Below are 17,657 nucleotides of genomic sequence, written 5' to 3' on the forward strand. Positions count from 1 at the left end.
ACAGGTTGTTATTTTTTTAGTTACCTAACACCTAAATGATTGTTTAACAGATTTTTGCTTACTATTAAAGAAATAATGATATGGATAGTAAGTTATTATTAATCATTTTCATTTAGTTATGTTTAAATTAAAAAAGGCTCTCTAAATTAGAAAGCCTTTTTGTTATTAATATAGCCTCTTTATATTACTCTATTATTATCTTTTTTGCAGATTTACCTTGGTCTGTTTCCACTTCAAAAACATACATGCCGCTGGATAGGTTTTTAATATCTACGCTTTTATTTTTTTCTGAATAAAGGTACCTGCCTTTTATGGTATAGATATTTACCTGTTTTAATGTTAGTCCTTTATTCAAGTTTATATTAAAAACATCTCTTACTGGATTAGGGTAAAAACTAAAGTAATCGTTTTCAAAGCTTTTGGTTGACATTGTTGCGCTTAAATCATACACACGCACATGGCCTGAATTTGCACCGTTTTCATCGTTAAAGGGAGCGCCAATGGCAACAATACCCCCATCAGAGGACAGGCTTACAGAATTCCCAGATTGATCATCTGCAGCTTCACCATCAATATCACTGCCTATCTGGACCCAACTACCCGATTGATTCTCATACACACGCACATGGCCTGAATCTGTGCCGTTTCCATCGTTATTATAAGCACCAATGGCAACAATACTCCCATTAGAGGACAGGCTAACCGACTGTCCAGAACGGTCAATTGCAGCTTCACCATCTATGTCACTGCCTATCTGGACCCAATTACCCGATTGGTTCTCATACACACGCACATGGCCTGAACCTGTACCGTTTCCACCATTAAAGTGAGCACCAATGGCAACAATACTCCCATCAGAGGACAGGCTAACCGACCGTCCAGAACTGTCAATTGCAGCTTCACCATCTATGTCACTGCCTATCTGGACCCAATTACCCGATTGGTTCTCATACACACGCACATGGCCTGAATCTGTACCGTTTCCATCGTTTGAGGAGGCACCAATAGCAACAATACTCCCATTAGAGGACAGGCTAACAGAAACTCCAGAACGGTCACTTGCAGCTTCACCATCTATGTCACTGCCTATCTGGATCCAATTACCCGATTGGTTCTCATACACACGCACATGGCCTGAATATGCACCGTTTCCATCGTTAAAGTAAGCACCAATGGCAACAATACTCCCATCAGAGGACAGGCTTACAGAATTCCCAGAAAGATCACCTGCAGCTTCACCATCAATATCACTGCCTATCTGGATCCAATTACCCGATTGGTTCTCATACATACGCACATGGCCTGAATTTGTACCGTTTCCATCGTTATAATAAGCACCAATGGCAACAATACTCCCATCAGAGGACAGGCTAACCGACCATCCAGAATTGTCATCTGCAGCTTCACCATCAATATCACTGCCTATCTGGACCCAACTACCCGATTGATTCTCATACACACGCACATGGCCTGAATCTGTACCGTTTCCATCGTTTTTGTGAGCACCAATGGCAACAATACTCCCATCAGAGGACAGGCTTACAGAATACCCAGATCGATTATCTGCGGCTTCACCATCTATATCGGCTCCAATCTGGATTTGGGAAAAAGAAAAAAGAGGAGCTAATAAACAAAAAAGTAATAAATATTTCATAAAAATTTTTGTTTAATTATACAAAAACAAGAAAATATCAAGGTAATAAAATTATTTTACATACTGATAAGCAAAGTGTTATTTGTTTTCTTTTAAAGAAGATGAAGACACATATTAAAACAAATATAAAATTAGGTTTTATTTAAGGATTATTTACTCTGGACTTATGGCTTGGTTTGATTATTCTGATGGGCAAGATTTTAGAATTTGGAAGGTTGTATTCAGCCATTATTTTTTTGGTGGTTTTATTTTTTTAACATACTGTAATCTGAAAAAACAAAGATAAAATTGCGTAAAAGCAACAAGATGCCAACACCGGCTATCATTCATTGCTTCTAATTTTTCTTGCAGAAAACCTTCGTAAATTTACTATCTTTAGTCCACACCAAAAACCGAAGATGCAACGGCGTTAAACCATAGCTAAGCTGTTAGGTGCACTAGCGTGAGCTACTACCTACATTAAAAACCAAAGCATTATTATCTTGCAATTTGTTAAGTTGAAATCGAAACTTCCAGAGGAAGACATCCTGGATAGAGCAAACGAAAGAAAACCCGAGTTTGAGGCAATTCCCGGTCTGTTACAAAAGTACTATGTAAAAATGGCTGGAGAAGGGAACTATGGCGGCATATATGTTTGGGACAACAAAGAATCTTTAATAGCTTTTAAAGCATCGGACTTGGCCAAAAGCATACCTCAGGCTTATAAGGTGGTTGAAGCTCCCAATGTTGAAATAATGGACATTTTGTTTCAGTTAAGAAACTAAAAATAACAACGCCTAACACCGGCTATTTTAGGAAAAAAATAGCGAAAAAAGGAATTGTAATCTTGGACTATTTGGACAATAATTCCAAAACGTTCTCTTTAAAAAGACTGGAATTAAAAAACGCACTACAACAATATGTATAGCAATTTACTCGCTTCGGTTTATAATAAGGAAGGCGTGACCAAACCAATTTAATGGGAGTAATGATAGCTGTTGGTTTTGTTCCTTTTGTTGTTGAGAAAAACAGAATTATTTCCGACCAAAATCGGCAGGAATTTCCCCCCAGGCCTTGGTTTCCCACTTAACAACAACAGTGGTGTAAGTGTGGGTTTTAAGCCAAGTTTCTGCGCGGTCTACAAGGTCGAATAAGGGTTTGTTGCTTTCGGTGCGTTTAAGTTTTGTGTTGCAACTTTTCTTTTTTACCCAACTCATGGCGGTTCGCGAATCGGTGTAAAGAATGCGTTTGCTGCCCTTATTTTTTAATAGGGCCAAGCCGTGCACAATAGCTAAAAACTCGCCAATGTTGTTGGTGCCTTCTTCAAAAGGGCCTTGTATAAAGAGTTGCTTTTTGGTTTGGGTGTCAACCCCACGGTATTCCATTTTTCCAGGATTGCCACTAACAGCAGCGTCTACACAAATAGAGTTGTTGTTGGGCTGTCCTATTTTTTTTAGTTGTTCATGCGTTAGTTCGCTAACAAACTTTTTAGATTTTCCTATATAGTCTTTGTAATTGCCTTTGAGGGCTGTTTTAGCAGCTTCAAAGGTGGCAAACGATTTGTATTGGGCACCTTCAAAATCTTTTATTTGTGCCTTACAGTCGTCCCAAGAGTCAAACACGCCTGTGTGGTGCCCTTTCCAAACGGTGTAGTATTTTTTCTTTTTTTTAGACACGTTTTTGTAAAGTTTTGTATCCTTCAGAAGGAGGAACGACTAAAGAATTTTTTTATGGTTTTAGTTTGAAGATGCGTTATTTTACACTAAATGACAGTTAATGGTTTAACAATTTCTCAACCACTTTAGGAAAATGTGCCATTTCCAATTCATGTATTTTAGCGGCTACATCTTCGGCCTTATCTAAAGGGGCAACCTCACAGGAGGCTTGAAAAATAATGGCGCCTTCGTCGTAATGTTCGTTTACATAATGAACCGTAATGCCTGTTTCGGACTCTTTATTGGCCACAACAGCTTGGTGTACGTGCATGCCATACATACCTTTTCCGCCATATTTTGGTAATAGGGCAGGATGGATGTTAACGACTTTATTAGGAAACGCATCTAGGATATTTTGCGGAAATTTCCATAAAAACCCGGCAAGAACGATTAAATCGGGCTGCGAGGCTCTTAAAATGTTCAAAACATCGTTTGTGGCTGTAAATGCCGTACGATTAAACGATAGGGCGCTAACTTTCAGGGTTTTGCATCTGTCGAGAACTTTGGCATGAGGATTGTTAGTGAGAACCTGAACAACCGTAGCATTATCTCGATCTTGAAAAAACCTGATTAAATTTTCAGCATTAGAGCCGCTACCGGACGCAAAAATTACAATTCGTTTCATGTATAGGGGTTAGGCGGTTGTTGGTAACACAAAAAAAAGAATAATTATTAACAAATAAGGGGCAAAATAGAAATACTTCAAAGTAATTTTAGTAAATTACAATCACATTTTTAGGTCAAAGGTGTGTATTAAAATAAAGTTTTATATTTTTGCGTCCTAAATTTAAACTTAAAATTAAAAATTATGTCAGACATTGCATCAAGAGTAAAAGCGATTATCGTAGACAAATTAGGTGTAGATGAGAACGAAGTAGTAACAGAAGCTAGCTTCACTAACGATCTAGGAGCAGACTCATTAGACACAGTTGAATTAATTATGGAATTTGAAAAAGAATTCGATATTCAAATCCCAGACGATCAAGCTGAAAACATTGCAACAGTTGGTCAAGCTATCTCATACATAGAAGAAGCAAAGTAATTCATATATAATTTATGGAATTAAGGCGAGTTGTAGTTACTGGTTTAGGAGCGCTTACACCTATTGGCAATACCAAAGATGAATATTGGGATGGCTTACTTAATGGAAAAAGTGGCGCTGCCCCTATAACATATTTTGATACTGAGAAGTTCAAGACTAAATTCGCTTGCGAATTAAAAGACTTTAACGCTACCGACTTTCTAGACAGAAAGGAGGCTCGTAAGATGGATAGGTTTACACAGTATGCCATGGTTGCCTCTGATGAGGCCATTGCAGATGCTAAGCTAAATCTAGACGTTGTAGATAAATTACGAGTAGGCGTTATTTGGGGTGCCGGAATTGGCGGCCTGGAAACGTTCCAAAACGAGGTGATTAATTTTGCCGAAGGCGATGGAACGCCCAGATTCAACCCGTTTTTCATCCCTAAAATGATTGCAGATATTGCTCCAGGAAACATTTCCATTAAACATGGATTTATGGGGCCTAATTACACAACAGTATCTGCATGCGCTTCCTCTGCCAATGCCATGATCGATGCTCTAAACTACATTCGTTTAGGCCATTGCGATGTGGTTGTAACCGGTGGAAGCGAAGCTGCTGTAACCATTGCAGGAATGGGTGGTTTTAATGCTATGCACGCGTTATCAACAAGAAACGATAGCCCAGAAACAGCTTCTAGACCTTTCGATGCCACACGAGATGGCTTCGTTTTAGGAGAAGGCGCTGGCGCAATTATCCTTGAAGATTACGAGCATGCTAAAGCCAGAGGTGCAAAAATATATGCCGAAGTAGTTGGAGGAGGCTTATCTTCCGATGCGCATCATATGACAGCCCCTCACCCCGATGGCATAGGCGTTATGGCCGTGATGAGAAATTGTTTAGAAAATGCTGGTTTGAAACCTGAAGACGTAGACCATATTAACACGCACGGAACCTCTACACCTTTAGGAGATGTTGCCGAGTTAAAGGCTATTAAAGAAGTTTTTGGAGATCATGCCAAAACAATCAATATTAACTCAACAAAGTCCATGACTGGACACTTATTGGGTGCGGCTGGTGCTATAGAAGCCATAGCCTCTATACTTGCTATGGAGCATGGTGTTGTACCACCTACCATAAACCACAACACAGTTGATGAAAATATTGACCCAGCATTAAATCTAACCCTTAATAAAGCTCAAAAAAGAGATGTTAAAGTGGCCATGAGCAATACGTTTGGCTTTGGAGGTCACAATGCTTGTGTGTTGTTTAAGAAGCTGGATTAATTCCTTAATGATTTACATAAAAAACATATTTAATTCCCGTGCAGATGATGGCGGGAATTTTTTTGTGGTAGTCCGGAATATTTTGGGGTTTAAACCTAAAACACTTAAATATTACCAAACAGCCTTTACCCACCGTTCTATGAATACCAAGGACGATAAGGGCAATCCTATTAATTACGAACGTCTCGAGTTTTTAGGCGATGCCATGTTGGGAGCGGTTATTGCATCGCATTTGTATTTAGAAGTGCCTAGTGGCGACGAGGGCTATTTAACCAAAATGCGCTCGAAAGTCGTTAGCCGCGAGCACCTAAACGAGTTGGGTCGCGATTTAGGACTTATAAATCTGGTGCAAAGTAAAATACCCAAAGGCCAATTTGGCGATAACATTCACGGCAACCTTTTCGAAGCGCTTGTAGGCGCCATTTTCCTAGATAGGGGCTACAAGTACTGCGAGAAATTTATTTACAAAAAGGTCATTACCCCATATGTCGATATAGAAAAGCTGGAAGGCAAAGTTATCAGCTACAAAAGCCTGCTGATAGAATGGTGCCAAAAAGAAAAAAAGACGTTCGATTATAACGTTTACGACGATACCGGAAATGACGATACCAAGCATTTTTCGGTCAAATTATCCATAAATGGAAAAGTGGTTAGTAAAGCCAGAGCAACTTCCAAAAAGAAAGCCGAAGAGAAAGCATCAAAACGCGCCTTCTTCGTTTTTCAAAAGCAAATATCAAGAACATTCTAAGCGCTTCAAAACCATTTAGAAGCTGGTTTAAGGCCGCTATGGTTACCCAAGATTAAAGAAAACATAACTTTAATCACAGTTATAAGTGGTATATTTACATTTTATTGTAGCTATGGGGATATATAAACTAAATCTTGATTGTTTTGACGAAATAGATTACAAGCTAATAGGCATTCATACGTCTATAGAAGATTACAGATTAGCCTATTTGTTAAATAAAACCCTAAACTTAAACCTTAAGCGCGAAAAAGACGATCTGGAGTTTGGTGATGGTTCAAAATATGCCATTTTTACCTGGCTTGACGAAGCCAGCCAAATAACATGGAACCTAGCAGCCAATGTTTGTAAACAAGAAATGGCAAGCCAACATCAAGAAAACAACAGCCTGTTTTCTGAGAGTGATAACAAAACGGTTTTAAGAACATCGTATTTGCTGCCAGAACACAAAAAAGTAAATTACCTGCTAAAAATTGAAGATGAAGGTATGCCCCCCCAAATGGGCCAAAAACTTGCAGTGCGTTTGCAGGAAATGCCCCATGTTATTGCCGCTTACGAGATCAATACCGAGCGATTAAAATCTAAGAACAATTTAATTTTTTATTAATGCCACAACAGAAAAAAACCAAAATAGTAGCCACATTAGGACCAGCAACCAGTAGTAAGGATATACTAAAAGACATGCTGGATGAAGGTGTAAATGTTTTTAGAATAAACTTTTCACACGCCAATTACGACGATGTAAGAGAACGCATAGCCATGATACGAGAACTCAATGAAACCTATGGCTATAATGCAGCCATCTTGGCCGATTTACAAGGGCCAAAATTAAGGGTGGGCGTAATGAAAGGCGAAGTTGTGGTAAACAAAGGCGATGAAATAACCTTTGCCACAGGAAAACGTTTTGAAGGGACTAAAGATAGGGTTTACATGACCTATAAGAACTTTCCGAAGGACGCCAATCCGGGAGAGCGAATTTTATTGGACGATGGAAAATTAATCTTTGAAGTTGTCGCTACCAACAAAACGTCCGAGGTAAAAGCACGGGTTATACAAGGTGGCCCGCTGCGCTCTAAAAAAGGAGTTAATTTGCCTAATACCAACATTTCGCAACCGGCATTAACCGAAAAAGATATTGAAGATACCCTATTTGCAATCGAGCAAAAGGTCGACTGGATAGCGTTGTCTTTTGTGCGCCGCGCAGAAGACTTAATGGAGCTTCAAGCCTTAATAAATGAGCATAGCGACCACAAAATACCAATTATCGCAAAAATAGAAAAACCAGAAGCAGTAGCGAATATAGATAAGCTGGTGGCGTATTGCGATGGGTTAATGGTGGCCCGAGGCGATTTGGGAGTAGAAATACCAGCCCAAGAAGTACCCTTGGTGCAAAAACAATTGGTGCAACGCGCAAAAAAAGCCCGTATTCCCGTAATTATCGCGACACAAATGATGGAGACCATGATCTCTAGCTTAACTCCAACCAGAGCCGAAGTAAACGATGTTGCCAATTCGGTTATGGACGGTGCCGATGCCGTTATGCTGTCTGGGGAAACCTCTGTAGGGCAATACCCTGTTCAGGTTATTAAACAAATGACCGACATTATAAAAAGTGTAGAGGATTCGCATTTAATTCAAGTGCCACAGGCTCCGCCCCACATTCGTACAAAACGCTACATTACCAAATCGGTATGCTACCATGCAGCTCATATGGCCAACGAGATCGATGCCAAGGCTATTTCTACCTTAACCAATAGTGGTTATACGGCCTTTCAAATTTCAGCCTGGAGACCTAATGCGTACATATTGGCCTTTACCTCTAACAAGCGTATTTTAACCCAGTTAAACTTACTTTGGGGTGTTAAGGCGTTTTTCTACGATAAGTTTGTGAGTACAGACGAAACCATAGAAGATGTAAACGTCATAGCCTGTAAGGAAGGTTTTGTAGGCGCTGGCGACATGATTATTAGCTTGGCCGCAATGCCAATACAGGATAAGGGCATGGTAAACACGCTTCGGGTAACCGAGATTGCAAATTGCGATTTTTAAACAGTATAAAACTATTTTAAAAACGGGAAGCATATTTTTACGCTTCCCGTTTTTTTGTTTAAAAGGGTTGTTGCCACTCAAGCCCGCTAATATCTGTAAGTTTTAGGGTGAAATGGTCGTTTTTAGGAAGGCTCTCCTTTAAGGGCAGCTGTAAAGTGGCCTTGGCACCCAGAGGGATAATAAGACTGTGTGCGCCGGGTTTTACCTTGGCAACATAGTAGTTTTTAATGTATTCTGAAGGGAGGTTAGCAAGATCATTCCCTTTTAATTCAAAAACAACCCGATGGTTGCTATCAAGCACCTGCAAGCCTATTAAAAATGACCCATACACGTCTACACCTTCGGTTCTGTAAACGTCAAAATAGAGGGTGTTGTTTGTTATGGTTGCATTAGAGAGTTCTAATTTGGGCTTTACCGACTTGTTATGAAGCGTGCCATAAACACCACCGTGAAACACTTGGTTGGTGTAAAGCGTAAGCCCTAAGATTAAAAGGGAACCTGTTAAAACTATTTTAGGAAGCAGTTGCGCTTTAATAGGAAGTTCCCCAGAGCCCAACCAAGCAAACCACGATGTTTTTGTGATGCTGTGGTTGCGATTTAATAACAGGTTGTCTACAGAGTATTTCCCGCTTCCTGTAAAGAAAAGCACAAAACCGGTTGCTACGCCTAAAACGCCAATTTGCCACTCGTCCAAGCAGGTTGTTCCTATCCATCCAGAGCCCAGTAATATGCCCATAGCTAGAGAGAATACACCAAAGCTCATAAGCCTAGTGAATAGCCCAAACATGATAAACAACCCAACAATACCTTCAACAATAGTAAAAGAAGCCATACTCCACCAAAGTGCTTCGGGGTGGGTAACTAGGTATTCTATAATGGGTTTAATGCCTAGGGCATTGGGCAGGAAATGATTGAATTTCTCCCCAATATAACCGGCCGCATCAGGATCGAGTTTATTGGCTAAAAATAACCGCCTCCAAAAGGCAGAAAAATAGGTCCAGCCTACAACCAGACGTAGTGCAAGGGCAAAAAGCCCCGAATCGTTTTTATAATGCATTGTATAAAATGTTTAAGGTTAAAAAAGAGTTGTAAGGTGTTTGCCTTACAGATAGAAAAAGTAATTTTTAGGACAGAAAATATTACGCGTAAACCTTAAAATTCTGGTATAAAATGTAGTAGGGAATAGTAATTTCGCGGTGCACAAACAGTTGTTTGTGCCATTGCATTTTGTGTTTAGAAGAGTGTAAGGTCTTAAATAAGGCACCACCATAAAGATTCGGTATTTTGCCATGAACAGGCAGTTGAGCAGTAGCGCTAATAGGGGTTCTTTCGTATGATGCACAAAGTTGGTGCTGTGCCGTTGTTTGGCTCTTGTTGCTAACAGAGGTTGTGTTGGCGCCTAAAGCTATTTCAACAGCATTTCTAACCTTACAAGGAGAAAACAGCAATAGCGTTACCAGTCCCAATAAAAGATAAAGGGACGAAGTGTTTCGTACTGTGTTTGATTTTCCCATGCTGTAAACATATAAAATAAACCGAACGCTGCTTGTTATAGTTTTCTTAATACTGCGTTTCGTTACTTGAGAAAAGCTTTATGAAGTAAGTTTTATGGGTTTTTTAGAAGGCGCATTTTCGCAATAAATTAAAACGCAAATTGCAATTGTACGCTAACCGTTTTTGTGTCTTTGGGCTTGTGTTGTTTTTCGGTATTGAGATTGGACAGGGAAATTCCCAGAAGACGCACCGAATTTTGAAGGGTCTCTTGGTATAACAGCTTCTTGGCGGTTTCAAGAATAATGCTTTTATCGCTTATAAAGTAGGGTAAGGTTTTGCTTCTGGTTTGTAAGGTAAAATCGCTGTATTTTATTTTTAAGGTAATTGTTTTTCCTGCAACCTTACTTTTGGTTAATCGTTTAGAGACTTCTTGGGCAATATGCTCTAGTTTTTCCAGCATAAAGACTTCCGAAGAAAGGTTTTCGCTAAAAGTGCGTTCGGCAGCCAACGATTTTCTAATGCGGTTAGATGTTACTGCACTGTTATGAATGCCGCGTACCACATGGTAATAGTATCTGCCGGATTTTCCAAAATGGCTGTCAAGGTATTCTAGGGATTTGCTTTTTAGGTCCTTGCCGGTAAAAATCCCCAATTGGTACATTTTTTCTGCCGTTACCTTTCCAACGCCATAAAACTTCCTAATATCCAAATCCTCCAAGAATTGTAGCACCTCTTCGGGAGTTACTGTTTTTTGTCCATTGGGTTTGTTGTAGTCACTGGCAACCTTGGCAATAAATTTATTGATGGAAATCCCTGCCGAAGCTGTTAAGCCAACCTCTTCAAAAATACGAGCCCTGATGTCTTTGGCAATTAGGGTAGCGCTGGGGTTGCCCTTTTTGTTCTGCGTCACGTCTAGGTAAGCCTCGTCTAGCGATAACGGTTCTACCAAATCGGTATAGTCGTGAAAAATATGTCTAATTTTTTTAGAAATCTCATGGTAGCGGTCAAAACGAGGTCTTACAAAAATAAGATCGGGGCATAATCGTCTTGCTTTTACACCGCTCATGGCGCTACGTACCCCAAATTTTCTGGCTTCATAGCTCGCTGCACTTACCACGCCGCGCTTGCTGCTTCCGCCAACAGCAAGGGGTTTGCCCTTTAGTTCGGGATGGTCCATTTGTTCTACAGAAGCATAAAAGGCATCCATATCAACATGAATAATCTTTCGTATTGGTAAATCGCTTAACATGATGTAAATTTAGGCATTAAATGCCTTTTAATACCTGCTTTTTAATGATAGAAATTGAACGCAAATTTTTGGTCACCTCCAATGCTTTTAAAGACGAAGCTGTATCAAAAACCAGAATTGTACAAGGGTTTTTAAACACCCACCCAGAGCGTACGGTAAGGGTGCGAATAAAAGGCGATAAAGGGGTTTTAACCGTAAAAGGGAAATCGTCTGAGGACGGCACCAGCCGTTTTGAATGGGAGACCCCTATTGCTAAGGCAGACGCCGAAAACCTCTTGAAACTTTGTGAAGAAGGGATTATCGACAAAACCCGTTACGAGGTTGTTGTAGAAAACCATACTTTTGAAATAGATGAATTTTATGGTGCCAACGCCGGACTAACAGTGGCAGAGGTCGAACTTGGCCATGCCAATGAAACCTTTAAAACCCCAGATTGGTTGGGGGTTGAGGTTACAGGGCAACCGCAATATTACAATTCACAATTAAGCAAACATCCATTTAAAACGTGGAATAACACAAAACACCTATGAAACACTTTTTAACCGGTCTAGCTTTAATACTACTTATGGTCGCTTGTAAAGACGAAAAGCAAACGGTAATCACTCAAGAAACCCCAATGCCAGAAACAGTTGAAATACCCGTAGATACCGTTGCTGAGGTAAAAGAACAGGCTCCCGAAAAATCTATCGCAACAATTAAGCAAGAGTTAAAGGCGCAAGGATATCAAACGTTTGATTATGTCGATAAAAAAACAGGCGATACCATTTTAATGCAACAGTATTTTATGGCCTTTTTAAAAAGTGGTCCCATACGCAACCAAAATGAAGAAGAGACCGCCAAACTGCAAGAAGCGCACTTGGCACATTTAGCACGCATGTACGAGGAAGGTTTTGCTGATATTTCGGGGCCTTTTGGCGATAATGGCGATATAAGGGGCATTACAATTTACAACGTACCCACACAAAAAATGGCCGATAGTCTAGCGCATTTAGATCCTATGGTTCAAGCCAGAAGGTTGGAGGTAGAGGTGCGTCCGTGGTGGGCAGCAAAAGGCTTCCCTTTAAGGTAATAGTTATCTTATACAAAGGTTAAAACCCAATACCAGAAGGCCAGCGTAATAAACGATGCCGGAATACCTGCACTTACCATCATGTTGCTTAATTTGGGTTTTAGTCCGTAAGCGCTAGAAACAATAGCCGCCGTAATCATGGGTGCCATACCGGCTTCCATAACACAAACGTCTATAGGCACGCCAGATTGGTTTAACACCACCTTATAAAGTATTAAAATAAGAAACGGCCATAACAGCAATTGATAGGCCAACCCCAAGGTGAGAAATCCCCAGTGTTTGCTGCGTTTCTGTAAATTAATTTGAAAGCCTACCGAGACCAGTGCCAAAGGCGTAATTGTGAGAGATAACTTTTCAAAAACATAATCTAAGGTTTCTGGTAGTTGTAGATTTAAAAGAATAAGGGAAAACCCGATAACAAATGCGATAAACGGAGGAAAGCCAATCATTCGAGCGCCTATTTGTTTTAAGCTGGTTTTTCCGCGGGAAAAAGTGGCTGCAACAAAAATGCCCAATGTGGACAGCATGATAAAAGACCCTGGTAAATCGACAAGAACAAGCGTTTCTAAACCGTCCTTTCCGTAAAGGGCTTCAATAACAGGAATCCCAACAAAAGAGGTGTTTCCCAAACCGCTGGTTAGTATTAAACAGCCCGTAAGACTTTTAGACCACCCCAGCCATTTTCCTAAAGAAGCAAACAACACAAAAGCGACTAAAAAACCAATCCAGGCGACCCCTATAGGGTATAATAGCTTAGCCGATAATTCAATTTTTGGTAAATAATGCAAGGCCATGGCCGGTAGGGAGATGTATACCACAAATTTGTTCAGCACCAAAGCCGTTTCCTTTGGAAATTGATTGCTCTTTTTAAAGAAAAACCCCAAGAATAAACACAGAAAAAGCAGGATGATATTAGCCATAATAAGTCAAAAAAAATGCAAATGTACGGCCTTGGGTGCTGTCTAAAAAATAATTAACAAAGCATGTTAAAGCGACGGAGTAAAGGCATATTCCCGTTCTACTTTGCAAACCTTAACAGCATACCAATCGTACCATTGGGTGCGCCCTTTTTGTTGTGCCAACAGGTGTTCGCTCTGTTGTTTCCATTGGGTAATGGCTTCAAGGGACAGCCAATAGCTTACGGTAATGCCAATCGCATCTCGGGCGCTTTCCATACCTAAAAACCCGTTTTGCTGCTTGGCAAGCTGTTCCATTTTTTGAGACATGTCATGATAGCCTTCCAAATTATTAGAATGCTTCGATGTAAAAATAACAGCGTAATAAGGTAGGACTTTGGTCATTACTGGGTTTAAAAGGTTTTGTTGTTTAAGCGATCTGCTAAAGTTAACAAATTTTAACCCTTTACATTGTTTAATTAAGCAACTAATTATTAGTATATTCGCAAAAATCATACAATTAAATACAAAAAAAGAAGAATATGCAAGCAGTAGCTACAGATTTTGGGATTACTGAAGCCTTAAAAGCACTAGGCGTTAACGATATTAATAATGGCACTTCAACAGGGTCGAATAGTTTTTCAAATGGCGATATAATTGAAAGCTACTCTCCTGTAGATGGGCAGTTGATAGGTAAGGTGAAAAGCACCACAAAAGCCGATTATGAAAAAGTGATGGAAACCGCCACCGCAGCATTTAAAACGTGGCGAACCATGCCAGCACCACAGCGTGGCGAAATTGTACGTCAGTTTGGAGAAAAGCTTCGCGAGCTTAAAGAGCCTTTAGGAAAATTGGTATCTTACGAAATGGGTAAAAGCTACCAAGAAGGATTGGGCGAGGTTCAAGAAATGATTGACATTTGTGATTTTGCCGTGGGATTATCGCGCCAACTTCACGGGTTAACAATGCATAGCGAACGCCCAGGACATAGAATGTACGAACAGTACCATCCGTTAGGCGTGGTTGGTATTATTTCTGCCTTTAACTTTCCAGTGGCCGTTTGGAGCTGGAACACCGCTTTAGCCTGGATTTGTGGCGATGTGTGTGTGTGGAAACCAAGTGAAAAAACACCGCTTACAGGTATTGCTTGCCAAAATATTGCCGCCCAAGTGTTTAAAGCCAATGGCTTACCAGAAGGGATTTCTTGCTTAATTAATGGCGATTACCAAGTGGGTGAGTTTATGACCAAAGACAAGCGTGTGCCTTTAGTTTCTGCAACAGGATCGACAAGAATGGGTAAAATTGTGGCCCAAGAAGTTGCTGCCAGATTAGGAAAAAGCCTATTGGAGCTAGGTGGTAACAACGCCATTATTGTTACACCAGACGCCGATATTAAAATGACGGTTATTGGTGCAGTATTTGGTGCTGTAGGAACAGCAGGACAACGCTGTACTTCAACCAGACGTTTAATCATCCACGACAGTATTTACGATAAGGTAAAAAATGCCGTTGTAGATGCTTATAAGCAATTACGAATAGGAAACCCACTTGACGAAAACAACCACGTTGGGCCGCTTATCGATAAAGATGCAGTAAAAATGTACCAGCAGGCACTTGAGCGCGTTGTAGAAGAAGGTGGAAATGTTGTTGTAGAAGGTGGCGTACTAGAAGGCGAAGGTTACGAGAGCGGTTGCTACGTAAAACCAGCCATTGCCGAGGCCGAAAATCATTTTAACATTGTACAGCACGAAACCTTTGCTCCGGTATTGTATTTACTAAAATACTCGGGCGATGTAGAAAACGCTATCGATATGCAAAATGGGGTGGCACAAGGGCTTTCTTCAGCTATCATGACCAATAATTTAAGAGAAGCAGAAAGATTCTTGTCGCAAGCCGGATCGGATTGTGGTATAGCCAACGTAAACATTGGAACCTCAGGAGCCGAAATAGGCGGTGCTTTTGGAGGTGAAAAAGAAACTGGTGGAGGGCGTGAGTCTGGAAGCGATGCCTGGAAAATATACATGCGTCGCCAGACCAATACCATTAACTATACAACCGAATTGCCTTTAGCACAAGGTATTAAGTTCGATTTATAAAAGAGAATTCAATAATAAAAAGAAGGTTCATAGCGATTTATATGAACCTTCTTTGTTTAATATCAATTAGCATAAATATGATGAAAAAGTATGTAATGCCCCTTTTAGGTTTTGCCGCTCTGTTGGGATGTAAAGACGCGCAAAAAGAAACAACCGAAGCAGCCATGATATACCCAGAAACAAAAAAAGTCGATACGGTAGATACGTATTTTGGCACCAAAATTAAAGATCCTTACCGCTGGTTAGAAGACGACCGAAGCGAAGAAACTGGCGCCTGGGTAGCTGCACAAAACGAAGTGACCCAAGAGTTTTTAAACCAAATTCCTTATCGAGATGCCCTAAAAAGCCAGCTTAAGGACTTATGGAATTACGAGCGTGTAGGAGCACCGTTTAAAGAAGGGGAATCGATATACTTTTATAAAAATGATGGGGTGCAAAACCACAGTGTGCTATATAAAAAGCAAGCCGATGGTACCGATACCGTATTTTTAGATCCCAATACGTTTTCTAAGGACGGTACTTCGTCCTTATCGGAAATTAACTTCTCTAAAGACGGCAGCTTAGCCGCATATACCATTTCTGAAGGCGGAAGTGATTGGAGAAAAGTGGTTATAATCGATACCGAAACCAACACACAACTAGGCGATACGCTTTATGATGTGAAATTTACAAAACTCTCTTGGAAAGGTAACGAAGGACTTTACTATTCAAGCTACGATAAGCCTAGCGGTAGTGAACTTTCAGCAAAAACAGACCAGCACAAGGTGTACTACCACAAATTAGGAACGTCTCAAAAAGACGATTTAAAGGTGTACGGCCATACCGATGAAGAAAAACACCGCTACATCTACGCCGAAGTATCGCCAGACGAAAAATACTTGGTTTTAACACCAAGAGTGTCTACCTCGGGAAATAAAATGTTCATTAAAGATTTAACCAAGGAACAAGCGCCTTTAGTAGCGGTTATTGAGCATACAAATTCCGATACCAATATTATTGAAAATAATGGCGACACCCTTTACCTATTTACTAACTTAGAAGCCCCTAATGGGCGTGTGGTAAAAGTAGATGCTAGCAATCCTACACCCGAGCATTGGGAAGATGTTATTCCAGAAACCAAGCATGTGTTGTCCATCTCAAAAGGGGGCGGGTACTTCTTTGCAGAATACATGGTTGATGCCCTTTCGCAAGTAAAACAATACACTTACGATGGCGAGTTGGTTAGAGAGCTTAAACTGCCAGGATTGGGAAGCTCGAGCGCTATTTCGGGTAAAAAAGACCAAACAGAATTGTATTATTCTTATACCAATTACAACACGCCATCAAGCATTTATAAGTTCAATGCCGAAACAGGAGATTCTGAATTGTATTGGGCGCCAAACATCAACTTCAATCCAGAGGATTATGTAAGCGAGCAGGTGTTCTACACTTCTAAAGATGGGACCAAGGTTCCTATGATGGTTACTTATAAGAAAGGCTTGGAGCGCAATGGTAAAAACCCAACCATTTTATATGGTTATGGTGGGTTCAACATTAGTTTAACACCTTCCTTTAGTGTTACCAATGCGGTTTGGTTAGAGCAAGGTGGTATTTATGCTGTGCCTAACCTGCGCGGTGGCGGAGAATACGGAAAAGAGTGGCATAAAGCAGGAACACAACAGCAAAAACAAAATGTGTTTGACGATTTTATTGCTGCTGCAGAATATTTAATTGCTAATAATTATACAGCTTCAGATTACTTGGCCATTTCTGGCCGATCGAATGGCGGGCTTTTAGTTGGTGCAACAATGACCCAACGTCCAGACTTGTTTAAAGTAGCTCTGCCAGGAGTTGGTGTGTTGGATATGTTGCGTTATCACACCTTTACCGCTGGTGCCGGGTGGGCCTACGATTACGGTACGGCAGAAGATAGTAAAGAGATGTTCGATTACTTAAAAGCATATTCTCCGGTACATAATGTAACCCAAGGAACGTCTTACCCTGCAACCATGATTACGACAGCCGATCACGACGATCGCGTGGTTCCGGCGCACAGTTTTAAGTTTGCTGCTGCTTTGCAGGACAAACAATCTGGGCCTAACCCAACTTTAATTAGAATTGATGTTAATGCCGGGCATGGCGCAGGAAAACCTGTTAGCATGATCATACAGGAGTGGGCCGATATTTATGGGTTTACCCTTTACAATATGGGCTATAAGGTGTTGCCGGGAAAAGCCGAGCTAAAAAAATAAACAAACATCTTTAAGACATAAAAAAACGCTTTGGAGAAACCCAAAGCGTTTTTTTATGGTATATAATGTATAAACCTGCTTCAATGCCGAAACTTTGCCGGGAGAAGCAGGTTTATGAATATAATATATAATTAATAGCCTTACTAAGATGTGAAAAAAAGCTGGGCTTGTAA

Annotated in this window: 18 protein-coding genes; 10 read left to right on the forward strand and 8 right to left on the reverse strand. The window is 40.5% G+C overall.

The annotated features are described in order from the left end of the window. Positions 1–184: 184 nt before the first annotated feature. The gene (locus IA57_RS05590) at positions 185–1,654 is read right to left on the reverse strand and encodes a T9SS type A sorting domain-containing protein (protein WP_036120399.1); all 1,470 of its coding nucleotides are present in this window, start codon (positions 1,652–1,654) and stop codon (positions 185–187) included. Positions 1,655–2,136: 482 nt separating this feature from the next. Between IA57_RS05590 and IA57_RS05595 the strand changes: the two genes are divergently transcribed. Beyond that, the gene (locus IA57_RS05595; protein ID WP_131505676.1) at positions 2,137–2,418 is read left to right on the forward strand and encodes a hypothetical protein; all 282 of its coding nucleotides are present in this window, start codon (positions 2,137–2,139) and stop codon (positions 2,416–2,418) included. Positions 2,419–2,667: 249 nt separating this feature from the next. On the opposite strand, the gene IA57_RS05600 is transcribed toward IA57_RS05595, so the two are convergent. Next, positions 2,668–3,309, reverse strand: a complete 642-nt coding sequence (locus tag IA57_RS05600) for a ribonuclease H1 domain-containing protein (RefSeq protein ID WP_036120404.1) — start codon at positions 3,307–3,309, stop codon at positions 2,668–2,670. 97 nt (positions 3,310–3,406) lie between these two features. Further along, positions 3,407–3,973: a phosphoribosylglycinamide formyltransferase gene (gene purN, locus IA57_RS05605; RefSeq protein WP_036120407.1), complete on the reverse strand. Its 567-nt coding sequence runs from the start codon at positions 3,971–3,973 to the stop codon at positions 3,407–3,409. A gap of 183 nt (positions 3,974–4,156) precedes the next feature. Between purN and IA57_RS05610 the strand changes: the two genes are divergently transcribed. The 5 genes from IA57_RS05610 to pyk all read left to right on the forward strand — a co-directional run bounded on the left by IA57_RS05610 (position 4,157) and on the right by pyk (position 8,449). Then, positions 4,157–4,390, forward strand: a complete 234-nt coding sequence (locus IA57_RS05610) for an acyl carrier protein (RefSeq protein WP_008269813.1) — start codon at positions 4,157–4,159, stop codon at positions 4,388–4,390. A 14-nt stretch (positions 4,391–4,404) separates the two neighbouring features. After that, positions 4,405–5,655: a beta-ketoacyl-ACP synthase II gene (gene fabF, locus IA57_RS05615; RefSeq protein WP_036120415.1), complete on the forward strand. Its 1,251-nt coding sequence runs from the start codon at positions 4,405–4,407 to the stop codon at positions 5,653–5,655. A gap of 7 nt (positions 5,656–5,662) precedes the next feature. Next, positions 5,663–6,403: a ribonuclease III gene (gene rnc / locus IA57_RS05620; protein ID WP_036120420.1), complete on the forward strand. Its 741-nt coding sequence runs from the start codon at positions 5,663–5,665 to the stop codon at positions 6,401–6,403. A 112-nt stretch (positions 6,404–6,515) separates the two neighbouring features. Continuing rightward, positions 6,516–7,007 (forward strand): IPExxxVDY family protein, encoded by a 492-nt coding sequence (locus IA57_RS05625; RefSeq protein WP_036120424.1) that lies wholly within the window; start codon positions 6,516–6,518, stop codon positions 7,005–7,007. Then, a complete protein-coding gene (gene pyk / locus IA57_RS05630) occupies positions 7,007–8,449 on the forward strand; it encodes a pyruvate kinase (protein WP_036120427.1) in 1,443 nt (480 codons plus the stop codon). The genes IA57_RS05625 and pyk overlap by 1 nt, the downstream gene beginning before the upstream one ends. Before the next feature lie 58 nt (positions 8,450–8,507). Here the strand turns inward: pyk and IA57_RS05635 are convergent, their stop codons facing one another. The 3 genes from IA57_RS05635 to dinB form a co-directional block, all read right to left on the reverse strand. After that, the gene (locus tag IA57_RS05635; RefSeq protein WP_036120430.1) at positions 8,508–9,506 is read right to left on the reverse strand and encodes a TQO small subunit DoxD; all 999 of its coding nucleotides are present in this window, start codon (positions 9,504–9,506) and stop codon (positions 8,508–8,510) included. Between the two features lie 82 nt (positions 9,507–9,588). Continuing rightward, the gene (locus tag IA57_RS05640) at positions 9,589–9,963 is read right to left on the reverse strand and encodes a hypothetical protein (RefSeq protein WP_036120434.1); all 375 of its coding nucleotides are present in this window, start codon (positions 9,961–9,963) and stop codon (positions 9,589–9,591) included. A gap of 128 nt (positions 9,964–10,091) precedes the next feature. Continuing rightward, the gene (gene dinB, locus IA57_RS05645) at positions 10,092–11,192 is read right to left on the reverse strand and encodes a DNA polymerase IV (RefSeq protein ID WP_036120437.1); all 1,101 of its coding nucleotides are present in this window, start codon (positions 11,190–11,192) and stop codon (positions 10,092–10,094) included. 44 nt (positions 11,193–11,236) lie between these two features. Here dinB and IA57_RS05650 point away from each other — a divergent pair, with 44 nt between their 5' ends. Then, the gene (locus IA57_RS05650; RefSeq protein WP_036120439.1) at positions 11,237–11,722 is read left to right on the forward strand and encodes a CYTH domain-containing protein; all 486 of its coding nucleotides are present in this window, start codon (positions 11,237–11,239) and stop codon (positions 11,720–11,722) included. Next, positions 11,719–12,261, forward strand: a complete 543-nt coding sequence (locus IA57_RS05655) for a YciI family protein (protein WP_036120441.1) — start codon at positions 11,719–11,721, stop codon at positions 12,259–12,261. Before IA57_RS05650 ends, IA57_RS05655 begins: the two co-directional genes overlap by 4 nt. An 8-nt stretch (positions 12,262–12,269) precedes the next feature. On the opposite strand, the gene IA57_RS05660 is transcribed toward IA57_RS05655, so the two are convergent. Beyond that, positions 12,270–13,181, reverse strand: a complete 912-nt coding sequence (locus tag IA57_RS05660; RefSeq protein ID WP_036120444.1) for an AEC family transporter — start codon at positions 13,179–13,181, stop codon at positions 12,270–12,272. Between the two features lie 66 nt (positions 13,182–13,247). Next, positions 13,248–13,562 (reverse strand): antibiotic biosynthesis monooxygenase family protein, encoded by a 315-nt coding sequence (locus tag IA57_RS05665; RefSeq protein WP_036121349.1) that lies wholly within the window; start codon positions 13,560–13,562, stop codon positions 13,248–13,250. Positions 13,563–13,699: 137 nt separating this feature from the next. Here IA57_RS05665 and amaB point away from each other — a divergent pair, with 137 nt between their 5' ends. Both amaB and IA57_RS05675 read left to right on the forward strand, forming a co-directional pair. Continuing rightward, positions 13,700–15,253, forward strand: coding sequence for an L-piperidine-6-carboxylate dehydrogenase (gene amaB, locus IA57_RS05670; protein WP_036120447.1), 1,554 nt, complete (start codon positions 13,700–13,702; stop codon positions 15,251–15,253). 80 nt (positions 15,254–15,333) lie between these two features. Next, positions 15,334–17,484, forward strand: a complete 2,151-nt coding sequence (locus tag IA57_RS05675) for a prolyl oligopeptidase family serine peptidase (protein WP_036120449.1) — start codon at positions 15,334–15,336, stop codon at positions 17,482–17,484. Positions 17,485–17,657 lie beyond the last annotated feature (173 nt).

It is taken from the genome of Mangrovimonas yunxiaonensis (assembly GCF_000733475.1).
GTDB classification, from domain to species: Bacteria; Bacteroidota; Bacteroidia; order Flavobacteriales; family Flavobacteriaceae; genus Mangrovimonas; species Mangrovimonas yunxiaonensis.

What these genes read in the sequence shown, in the direction of transcription:
- IA57_RS05635 (WP_036120430.1), bottom strand. Translation starts at nt 9,506, where the DNA reads ATGCATTATAAAAACGATTCGGGGCTTTTTGCCCTTGCACTACGTCTG.
- IA57_RS05625 (WP_036120424.1), top strand. Translation starts at nt 6,516, where the DNA reads ATGGGGATATATAAACTAAATCTTGATTGTTTTGACGAAATAGATTAC.
- IA57_RS05665 (WP_036121349.1), bottom strand. Translation starts at nt 13,562, where the DNA reads ATGACCAAAGTCCTACCTTATTACGCTGTTATTTTTACATCGAAGCAT.
- pyk (WP_036120427.1), top strand. Translation starts at nt 7,007, where the DNA reads ATGCCACAACAGAAAAAAACCAAAATAGTAGCCACATTAGGACCAGCA.
- purN (WP_036120407.1), bottom strand. Translation starts at nt 3,973, where the DNA reads ATGAAACGAATTGTAATTTTTGCGTCCGGTAGCGGCTCTAATGCTGAA.
- dinB (WP_036120437.1), bottom strand. Translation starts at nt 11,192, where the DNA reads ATGTTAAGCGATTTACCAATACGAAAGATTATTCATGTTGATATGGAT.
- IA57_RS05660 (WP_036120444.1), bottom strand. Translation starts at nt 13,181, where the DNA reads ATGGCTAATATCATCCTGCTTTTTCTGTGTTTATTCTTGGGGTTTTTC.
- fabF (WP_036120415.1), top strand. Translation starts at nt 4,405, where the DNA reads ATGGAATTAAGGCGAGTTGTAGTTACTGGTTTAGGAGCGCTTACACCT.
- IA57_RS05655 (WP_036120441.1), top strand. Translation starts at nt 11,719, where the DNA reads ATGAAACACTTTTTAACCGGTCTAGCTTTAATACTACTTATGGTCGCT.
- amaB (WP_036120447.1), top strand. Translation starts at nt 13,700, where the DNA reads ATGCAAGCAGTAGCTACAGATTTTGGGATTACTGAAGCCTTAAAAGCA.
- rnc (WP_036120420.1), top strand. Translation starts at nt 5,663, where the DNA reads ATGATTTACATAAAAAACATATTTAATTCCCGTGCAGATGATGGCGGG.
- IA57_RS05675 (WP_036120449.1), top strand. Translation starts at nt 15,334, where the DNA reads ATGAAAAAGTATGTAATGCCCCTTTTAGGTTTTGCCGCTCTGTTGGGA.
- IA57_RS05590 (WP_036120399.1), bottom strand. Translation starts at nt 1,654, where the DNA reads ATGAAATATTTATTACTTTTTTGTTTATTAGCTCCTCTTTTTTCTTTT.
- IA57_RS05610 (WP_008269813.1), top strand. Translation starts at nt 4,157, where the DNA reads ATGTCAGACATTGCATCAAGAGTAAAAGCGATTATCGTAGACAAATTA.
- IA57_RS05650 (WP_036120439.1), top strand. Translation starts at nt 11,237, where the DNA reads ATGATAGAAATTGAACGCAAATTTTTGGTCACCTCCAATGCTTTTAAA.
- IA57_RS05640 (WP_036120434.1), bottom strand. Translation starts at nt 9,963, where the DNA reads ATGGGAAAATCAAACACAGTACGAAACACTTCGTCCCTTTATCTTTTA.